This window comes from Acinetobacter sp. MD2, assembly GCF_035615575.1.
In the GTDB taxonomy this organism is placed as follows: Bacteria; Pseudomonadota; Gammaproteobacteria; order Pseudomonadales; family Moraxellaceae; genus Acinetobacter.
The window spans coordinates 1-526 of the sequence record NZ_VTDK01000022.1 but is presented as its reverse complement, the minus strand read 5'-3'; the positions used below and the strand labels follow the sequence as shown (position 1 = coordinate 526).

Annotated in this window: 1 rRNA gene; it reads left to right on the top strand. The window is 52.5% G+C overall.

Annotation, left to right across the window (positions count from 1 at the left end):
• Positions 1–526: ribosomal RNA gene (locus tag FXN70_RS11935) — 23S ribosomal RNA — on the top strand; the annotation flags it as partial.

Genomic DNA, 526 nt, shown 5'->3' with positions numbered 1-526 from the left:
GATGGGGTTAGCGTAAGCGAAGCTCTTGATCGAAGCCCCAGTAAACGGCGGCCGTAACTATAACGGTCCTAAGGTAGCGAAATTCCTTGTCGGGTAAGTTCCGACCTGCACGAATGGCATAATGATGGCGGCGCTGTCTCCAGCAGAGGCTCAGTGAAATCGAAATCGCTGTGAAGATGCAGTGTACCCGCGGCTAGACAGAAAGACCCCGTGAACCTTTACTGCAGCTTGACATTGAACTTTGACCTTACTTGTGTAGGATAGGTGGGAGGCTATGAAGATGGGACGCCAGTTCCATTGGAGCCATCCTTGAAATACCACCCTGGGAATGTTGAGGTTCTAACTCTGCCCCATAATCTGGGGCGAGGACCATGTCTGGTGGGTAGTTTGACTGGGGCGGTCTCCTCCTAAAGAGTAACGGAGGAGTACGAAGGTGCGCTCAGCGTGGTCGGAAATCACGCGTAGAGTATAAAGGCAAAAGCGCGCTTAACTGCGAGACCCACAAGTCGAGCAGGTACGAAAGTAG